The 8,179-nt window shown below is 71.4% G+C and carries 7 protein-coding genes; 2 read left to right on the plus strand and 5 right to left on the minus strand.

The window, feature by feature from the left end:
• Positions 1 to 149 precede the first annotated feature (149 nt).
• Together G7B67_RS12435 and G7B67_RS12440 are read right to left on the minus strand one after the other, a co-directional pair.
• Positions 150 to 434: a hypothetical protein gene (locus G7B67_RS12435; protein ID WP_166212898.1), complete on the minus strand. Its 285-nt coding sequence runs from the start codon at positions 432 to 434 to the stop codon at positions 150 to 152.
• Between the two features lie 316 nt (positions 435 to 750).
• Positions 751 to 2,259 (minus strand): sensor histidine kinase, encoded by a 1,509-nt coding sequence (locus G7B67_RS12440; RefSeq protein ID WP_166212900.1) that lies wholly within the window; start codon positions 2,257 to 2,259, stop codon positions 751 to 753.
• A gap of 235 nt (positions 2,260 to 2,494) precedes the next feature.
• Here G7B67_RS12440 and G7B67_RS12445 point away from each other — a divergent pair, with 235 nt between their 5' ends.
• On the plus strand, positions 2,495 to 3,940 hold the full coding sequence (locus G7B67_RS12445) for a DUF4352 domain-containing protein (protein ID WP_166212902.1): 1,446 nt from the start codon (positions 2,495 to 2,497) through the stop codon (positions 3,938 to 3,940).
• Positions 3,941 to 4,007: 67 nt separating this feature from the next.
• Here the strand turns inward: G7B67_RS12445 and G7B67_RS12450 are convergent, their stop codons facing one another.
• The 3 genes from G7B67_RS12450 to G7B67_RS12460 form a co-directional block, all read right to left on the minus strand.
• A complete protein-coding gene (locus G7B67_RS12450) occupies positions 4,008 to 4,520 on the minus strand; it encodes a gluconokinase (protein ID WP_166212904.1) in 513 nt (170 codons plus the stop codon).
• A gap of 126 nt (positions 4,521 to 4,646) precedes the next feature.
• Positions 4,647 to 6,035, minus strand: coding sequence for a hypothetical protein (locus tag G7B67_RS12455; protein WP_166212906.1), 1,389 nt, complete (start codon positions 6,033 to 6,035; stop codon positions 4,647 to 4,649).
• Between the two features lie 130 nt (positions 6,036 to 6,165).
• Entirely contained in the window at positions 6,166 to 6,357 is a 192-nt protein-coding gene (locus tag G7B67_RS12460) for a cation transporter (RefSeq protein WP_166212908.1), read from the minus strand.
• 159 nt (positions 6,358 to 6,516) lie between these two features.
• Here G7B67_RS12460 and G7B67_RS12465 point away from each other — a divergent pair.
• The coding region (locus G7B67_RS12465; protein WP_166212910.1) for a heavy metal translocating P-type ATPase at positions 6,517 to 8,179 on the plus strand (1,663 nt) is incomplete at its 3' end.

Here is an 8,179-nt window from a genome sequence, read left to right on the forward strand (position 1 = left end):
GGCGGCGACGGAACGGCGCAATGGCGCCGTGGGCGCCGCCACGAGGCGGCCGCAACCGCTCGGGCGATGGCGACCGCGCGGCCGGGCACGGCGGCGTGGTGGTGGGCGCAGCGCGGGCCCGGGACCGCCCTGCGGTTGCGGCCACCGCCTCAACACGATCCGGCCTGGACCCAACCGTTGGCCACGCGGCGCATCCGCTGCCCGGCCAGGCAGCGTTCGTCGCCGGTGCGCTTGCCTGCCGCCTCGCGTGCCCGTTGCTGGGCGCGCAGCTGCTGCTGGACGCGCAAGGTCTGCTCGCGGTCGGCGCGTGCCGAGGCGTCGCGGGCGATGGCGGCGGCCAGGCTCGCCTGCGCGCGACTGTCGCGACTGGCGCGGGTCGGCGGTGGCGCCAGTGGGGGCGCCGCGCTGGCGGCGATCGTGGCCGGCATCGTCACGGGCTCGGCCTGTTTGCCGCAGCCCGGCAGGGCCGCCAGCGCGGCGATCGACAGGCAGGCGCCGACGATGCATCGGGCGATGGCGGTCGTGGCGTGGGTCGTGATGATCGCGGCGTGCCTCGGGCGACGGTGGAATTCGAACCAGGCATCGGACGCGTGACGGCGCAGGCATCGACGCGGGTGGGGCGTTGGCGATGGTAGCCGACGCGAGCACCGGTTTGCCTGCCACGCGGGCCGCGAACTGTCGAGATGGATCCGCTGGCTGGCGCACGGCCGCCTGCCCGCCCGCGCGTCGGCGCACAGGTCGCGTGTGCGCTCAGTCCACCGACGTGGTGATCAAAGGCAGGCGGACGATGAACTCGCTGCCCTTGCCCGGTTCGCCGGTGCTGAAGGCGCTCACTTCGCCGCGATGCAGCGTCACCAGTTGCTGCACCAGGCTCAGGCCCAATCCAAGGCCGCCGATCTCGGGCTGGTGCGTGACCTGCACGAAGACGTTGAAGATGTCCTTGAGGTAGCGCGGATCGATGCCCAGGCCATTGTCCCTGACGCTGATCTCGGCATTGCCGCCGGTGCGGCGCAGCGTGACCGCGATCCGCCCACCTGGCGGGGTGTACTTGGCGGCGTTGTTGAGCAGGTTGCTGACGATCTGCAGCAGCCGCGCGCGATCGCCCATGATCCACGCCGGTTCGCCGGCCAGCGAGACCGTGAGCTGGTGCTGGTGCTGGTCGATCATCGGCTGCACCATTTCCAGCGCATCGTTGACGACCTCGGCCAGCGGCACCGGCTGGAAATCCAGGGTGATCTTGCCGCTGGTGATGCGGCCCACATCCAGCAGGTCGTCGATCAGCCGCACCATCTGCTGCAGTTGCCGGGCGATGATGTCGCGGCACATGCGCAGGCGTGCCGACTCCAGGTGCTCGAGCTGCATGATCGAGACCGCGTTCATGATCGGCGCCAGTGGATTGCGCAGTTCATGGCCCAGCATCGCGATGAACGTGGTGATGCGCCGGCCTTCGTCTTCCAGGATGCGGATGCGACGGCGCTCGGTGAGGTCGCGGGTGACCTTGGCGAATCCGATGTGTTTGCCGTTATCGTCATGCAGCGCGGTGATCACCACGCTCGCCCAGAAGCGCGAACCATCCTTGCGCAGGCGCCAGCCTTCGTCCTCGAAACTACCGCGCGCCAGCGCGAACTGCAGTTCCTGCCCCGGCCAGTCGTGGTCGATCTGCTCCTGCGGGTAGAACGCCGAGAAATGCCGGCCGATGATCTCCTCGGCCTCGTAACCCTTGGTCTGCCTGGCGCCCTCGTTCCAGCTGGCGACGTGGCCGTCCGGGTCGAGCATGAAGATCGCATAGTCGCGGACGCCTTCGACCAGCAGCCGGAAGCGCTCCTCGCTGCGACGCAGCAGTTCGTCCTGCTCGCGCCGCTCGCTCAGGTCGCGGGTGATCTTGGAGAAACCGAGCAGGCGGCCGCCCGCGTCGCGCAGCGCGGTGATGACCACATCGGCCCAGAAGCGGCTGCCATCCTTGCGCAGGCGCCAGCCTTCGTGTTCAAAACGGCCGGCCTCGGCGGCGATCCCGAGTTCGTGTGCCGGCCGGCCTTCGGCGACGAGGTCGCCAGGATAGAAGATCGAAAAATTGCGGCCGATGATCTCTTCGGCAAGATAGCCCTCGATGCGCTCGGCGCCGGCATTCCAGCTGCGGATCCGGCCGTCGGGGTCGAGCAGGATGATCGCGTAGTCGCTGACCGCGTCCACCAGCAGCCGGAACACCGAATCGTCGACGTCGCCGGTTGCCGCGTCCACCGCCATTGCCTGGTAATTCATTCCGTCCCCCGTGGGTCGATGCCGGGCTCATGGCCGGTTGCGCCGGCGCCATTGGAGCATTCTGCAATGAATGCGGTCCCACCGCCGCCGGCATGGCGACGCATACCCGCAAGCCCGCGGCATCGGCTGCGCGACGCATTCAGCGACGTGGAGGCAAGGTCGAGTGCGAGATCCGCGCAACGCGGCGGTTGCACCGGTTGCGTTTGAATTCATCCCCCGCGTGGACACTGTCGGCATGCAGGTGCCCATGCCAGCCATTGCACGGACACGCCCCGCGTCGCATGCGGATCGTTGCGCGCGCGCCGCGGCGATGCTGGCGCTGGTCGGCCTGCTGTGCGGGTTGCCCGGCTGCGCTCCGCGCCATGGCCATGGCGCCCAGGCGCAGGCGTCGTCGCAGGCGCGCACGCCGCTGGCGTGGACGGTCAATGCCGCGCACCTGGTGCCACGCCTGACGACGGCCTCGATGGAAACCCGGCAGGCCGCGCCCGGCGCGCAGTTCGTGGTGCTTGATGTGAGCGTGAGCAACCCGGACAGCCAGCCACGCGTGTTGTCGGAAGGCACGCTGGTGGCGATGGACGAATCCGGACAGCGGGTGTTCGACCAGCCCGAAACGCTGCTCAGCGACGACTATCTCAGCCTGCAGGTACTGGCGCCATCGCAGGCCATCCGCGGCAAGATCGCCTTCGAGGTGCCCAAGGCGATGCCGGGGGTGTTGTTCTGGCGCCCGGGCGACAGCCGCGAGCGCATCCTGCTCAACCTCACGACGCCGATGCCCGCGCGCACTTTTGCCGACGCCGACGCGGACGCGGACGACACCGGGGCGGGCACGCCGATCATGCCCTCCCCGCGAACATCGCCGGTGCGGCCAGCGCGCGATGCTGTCGACAGCCCGCGCGTGGCGTCGTTGCCCCGATCCGATGCGCCGCGCGACGGCCACGCGTCGCGCCCGGCCAGCGCGGAATACGCGACTTCGGTTGCCGACGGGCGGCGCGACGTGCGGCCGGTCTCCCGCGCGACCGCCATGGCAGCGGGCGATGAACCGCTGGCGTCGACGGTGGGGATCCGGTCACCGGCGCTTGCATCCGCGGCGACGTCCTCGGCAACTCCCGCGCGCGCAGCGCATACCGCGACGCGGATGCCATCGACGGTGTCGCCTGCGCGGCCCGAGGCGGGCGTGCCCGTGACGCGGGCAACGCCGGAAGCGGAGGTCGTCGATCCCGAGCGCGCGCGCCAGCTGGCCTGCGCCGGGCTGGTGGCGCGGGACGATCCCGCGGAGAAGGCAGCCAACCTCGCCTTCTTCGCGCAGTCCTGCCGCGATTACGCGCTGCCGGCCCGGTGGCGTCCGCCGCCGGCGCCGCGCCGATCGCTGCTGGCACGCGCGTCGGCACTGGTCGCCCGCGTCGTGCTGCGCCCACACGTGGAGCGCATCTCCGATTGCAGCCAGGCGGCCTCGCGCGCGGACCGGCTGGTGTGCGCGGATCCGGGGCTGTCGGCGATGGACCACCGGCTCTCGCAGGCGGTCACGCGGGCGCGCGACACGGTCGACGATCCGCGTGCGCTGCAGCGCGAGCAGGCGGCCTGGCGCGACCAGCGGGACAACTGCCGCGACGCGCGTTGCCTGCAGCACGCCTATGGGCGCCGCATCGCGCAACTCGATGCCCTCGCGACAGGCGCTCAGTAGAACGCGCCGTGCACGCGCGCCACGCACGCACGGCTTGCGTCGACCAGGCGCGACGGAAGGCCTCCCGCTACGGTGCCCGCACCGCCGCCAACACGGCATCCAGCACGCTGGCACGCGAACCGCCGGCCTCCACCGCGACCACGTCGCGTTCCGCGGTGGGCGGCTGCAAGGCCTGGAGTTGGCTGTCGAGCAGCTCCGCCGGCAGGAAGTGGTCGTGGCGCAACGCCAGCCGCGCGGCGATCGCCGCGGGCGCCGCATGCAGGAAGATGAAGCGCATCGGTACCCCGCTGTCGCGCAGGCGCTGCCGATGCGCCGCGCGCAGGCCCGAGTACGCCAGCACCGATGATCGACCTTGTCGCGCGCGGGCGCGCAGTGCCCGGGCAAGTGCGTCCACCCACGGTTCGCGCTGCGCGTCGGTCAAGGGCACGCCGGCGGCCATCTGTGCTTTTGCGTCGGCGCCGTGCAGGTCGTCGGCATCCAGGAAATCCAGCCCGCAGCGCTGCGCGAGTGCACGTGCGACCGTGGTCTTGCCGCTGCCGGCGACTCCGATGACGACGATGGCGTGCGGTTGGTCCGGCATGGCCCTGGATCGATGCGCTCGATGGAGGAGCCCGAGCCTAGCGCCTGGCGCGTGCGCGCAACGGCATGCGGTTCGCGCTGGCCAACGCGTGCGGGCCCGGCCCCGCGCCCGCCAATGCGCCGGCAGTCAATCCAGCACCAGCCGCACGAACCCCATCATCCCCAGCGGATGCGATCCGCCGTACGCCGCGCGCAGCGCATCGGGCAGGAAGTTGACCGCGACCAGGCCGCCTACGCCCACGGAAAGATGCTCGGCGATCCTGGCGTCGCGCACGACGCCCAGCGACAGCTTGCCCACGCGATGCGCGATGCCATGTCCGTCTTCGCGTTCGACCAGCTCCCGGTTCTGCGTCGACTCGGCGCGTCCGAACAGCGTCCAGGCGCCATGCGCCAGCGAGGCTTCCGCCGCGAAGGCATTGTCGTCCTGGCGCGCGCCATGGTGGTCGGTCGACTTGCGGCCCCAGGCCAGGGTACTGGCCAATTTCCATCCGGGCGCCACGTCGCGCGCGAACAGCGCGCTGGCCGACCAGCGCGTCTGGTCCACGCCGGGCTCGAGTTGCTCGGGATCCTGGAACCGGCCCCAGCTGGCCTGCAATGCGATCGAGTCGAGCGGGTTCCAGGAGGCTCGGATCGCGGTGGAGTCCAGCGCGCCGGTCTCGACGTTCCAGCGATGCTGGTCGGGCTCGCGGGCGTTGAAGCGACTGAGTTCGAACTTGGCGCGGCCCAGCACCACGCCCGCGGTCGCCACGCCCATGCTGATGTGGGTCGAATCCAGCCAGTGATGGCTGATCGGCGCCTCGGGCGAATCCCGGATCGCTTCGCGATGCATGAAGGCGGGCGGGCCGAAGGCGGGTTCGCCAGGCAGGCCGGCGTAGGCGAATACGCTGCTCGAGTTCCCGATGCCGTGCGACAGCGACGCGGACAGTTCCATCACCGCATCGTGCGGGTGCTGCCGGTCGACCAGGTGGTCGACGCCGTTGGCGGTCTCCCCGGAAGCCAGCAGCAACGGATAGCCACGCGGGCCCATCGCGGGATCGGGACTGAGCATGGCCTTGAGCTGCAGCGTGCCGCCGCCGAGCGGACGCCGCGCCATGCCCATCAGCATGCCGGAGGCGAACGTGGCCTCGCCGCCGCGCGGACCGGACTGGTGGTCGCCGACGACGTCGAGCACGCCGTGCGCCATCAGCATCCAGTCGCCATCCATGCGGTGCAGGCCCGCGTGCGCGGAGGTGTCGGGCTGCCACGACGTGCCCGAACCCTCGCGAGCCATCGGGTACGGACCCAACGCGCCCTGCATCACCCGTGGCGTGTGCGTGTGCGCCATGTCGGGCATGGAGGCCATGTCCGGCATGGAGGCCATGGCCGATCCCGCCATCGCGTGGTCGGGCGCTGGCGGGGAGGGCGTCGTCGGCGTTGCCGGCGCGGCGATGTCCGCGTCGTGCAGGTGCTGCGCGGACGCCGGCAAGGCCGTCAATGTGACTGCCAGGGCGATGGCAGGCAGCAACGCGCGGTTCATCGGCTGACTCCTGCGGGTTGGGGAAGGGCGCGGGCGCACGTCGGCTGCCGTGGGGATGATCCGACATCCGTCACCGCGATGGCTAATTTCCCGATCGCGGCCAGGGCCGCCATCGGCGCGCGCTCCGCGCTCATGGCGCGTCCACCACCCGGTAGCCTTGGGCCTCGATCGCCCGGCGCGCGTGCGCGGCATCCTCGATGCCGCGCACGTCCACGGTTTCCTTCGCCCGATCCACCACGGCCGAGCCGCCAAGCGCGGCGATCGCGTTGCCGATTGCGCGCTCGCAATGTCCACACGTCATGCCTTCTACCTTGAGTTGCATCGTCGGCCTCCGCGCCGGTGGATCCGGCACGGCGCAGCGTCAGGCTTCCCGTGGGGGGAAGGTCAAGCGGGCACGCGGGTGAGCCGGTCGCGGCCCAGCGTTTGACCTTCCCACGAGGGGAAGGCCGAGGCTGCACGCATCCAACAGGAGACCCCCGCCATGAATGCGATTGCAGGCAGCACGCTGCGTTTGCCGATCGAGGGGATGACCTGCGCCTCGTGCGCCGGGCGGGTGGAGCGCGCGCTCAGTCAACTGCCGGGCGTGGACGACGCCACCGTCAACTTCGCCACCGAGACCGCCGAGGTCCGTGGCGCCGGGCTGCCCACGCTGGCCGATGTCCGCCAGGCCATCGAGCAGGCCGGGTACCACCTGGCGACGCAGGACACCGGGCTGGCCATCGAAGGCATGACCTGCGCCTCGTGCGCCGGCCGCGTGGAGCGCGCGCTCGCGCGTGTCCCCGGCGTGCTGGATGCCACCGTCAACCTGGCCACCGAGCGCGCGCGCGTCCATACCGCCGGCGCGCCCGACGTGGCGCGGTTGCTCGATGCCGTGAAGGAGGCCGGCTACATCGCCCATGTGCTCGCGGACGAAGGCGCCGATGCACCGGCGACGGCGGCCGCGCGCGGCTGGCAATCGCGCGATGTCCGGCACCTGCTGGTCGCGGCGTTGCTGACCGCGCCGCTGATCGTGCCGATGGTCGCCATGGCGCTCGGACAATCATGGATGCTGCCCGGGTGGATCCAGTTCCTGCTGGCCACGCCGGTGCAGTTCTGGCTCGGGGCGCGCTTCTATCGCGCCGGATGGAACGCGTTGCGTGCCGGCACCGGCAACATGGACCTGCTGGTGGCGCTGGGGACGTCGGCAGGCTACGGGTTGAGCGTGTACCACCTGCTGCAGCCGGCGACCCGGGCTGGTGCGGCCGGCCTGTATTTCGAGACCTCGGCGGCGATCATCACCCTGATCCTGCTCGGCAGGTTCCTCGAGGCGCGCGCCAAGCGGCAGACCACCGGGGCGATCCGTGCGCTGCAGGCGCTCAGGCCGACGACGGCCCGCGTGCGTCGTCCCGGGGGAGACATCGATGTCCCGGTGGCGCAGGTGCGCGCCGGCGACCGGGTGGTGGTGCGCGCGGGCGAGCGCTTTCCGGTCGACGGCCAACTGGTCGAAGGCCGCACGCACGCGGACGAATCGCTGATCACCGGCGAGTCGCTGCCGGTGGCCAAGGACATCGGCGACCGCGTCACCGGCGGTGCGGTCAACGGCGAGGGCGTCGTCGTGGTCCAGACCCTGGCGGTCGGCGCCGAGACCGCGCTGGCGCGGATCATCCGCCTGGTCGAGGACGCGCAGGCGAAAAAAGCGCCGATCCAGAAGATCGTCGATCGCGTGAGCGCGATCTTCGTGCCGATCGTCGTCGCGCTGGCACTGCTCACGTTGGGTGGATGGGGGCTGGCGACGCACGACTGGAACGCCGCGATCCTCAATGCCGTGGCCGTGCTCGTGATCGCCTGCCCCTGCGCGCTCGGACTGGCCACGCCGACGGCGATCATGGCCGGGACCGGTGTCGCCGCGCGCGCCGGCATCCTGATCAAGGATGCCGAGGCGCTCGAACTTGCGCGTGGCATCGCGATCGTCGCGTTCGACAAGACCGGCACGCTCACCGCGGGCCGGCCGCGGCTGGTCGAGGCGCTCGCGGCGGATGGCGACCGCGAAGCCCTGGTCGCCCTGGCCGCCGCCCTGCAGGCCGGCAGCGAGCATCCGCTGGCCCGGGCCGTGCTGCGCGAGGCGACGCCCGTCGCCGCGGCCTCCGGGGTCCAGGCGCTGGCCG

Source organism: Cognatiluteimonas telluris (genome assembly GCF_011320095.1).
Taxonomy (GTDB): domain Bacteria; phylum Pseudomonadota; class Gammaproteobacteria; order Xanthomonadales; family Xanthomonadaceae; genus Cognatiluteimonas; species Cognatiluteimonas telluris.

What these genes read in the sequence shown, in the direction of transcription:
- G7B67_RS12450 (WP_166212904.1), bottom strand. Translation starts at nt 4,520, where the DNA reads ATGCCGGACCAACCGCACGCCATCGTCGTCATCGGAGTCGCCGGCAGC.
- G7B67_RS12440 (WP_166212900.1), bottom strand. Translation starts at nt 2,259, where the DNA reads ATGAATTACCAGGCAATGGCGGTGGACGCGGCAACCGGCGACGTCGAC.
- G7B67_RS12460 (WP_166212908.1), bottom strand. Translation starts at nt 6,357, where the DNA reads ATGCAACTCAAGGTAGAAGGCATGACGTGTGGACATTGCGAGCGCGCA.
- G7B67_RS12455 (WP_166212906.1), bottom strand. Translation starts at nt 6,035, where the DNA reads ATGAACCGCGCGTTGCTGCCTGCCATCGCCCTGGCAGTCACATTGACG.
- G7B67_RS12445 (WP_166212902.1), top strand. Translation starts at nt 2,495, where the DNA reads ATGCAGGTGCCCATGCCAGCCATTGCACGGACACGCCCCGCGTCGCAT.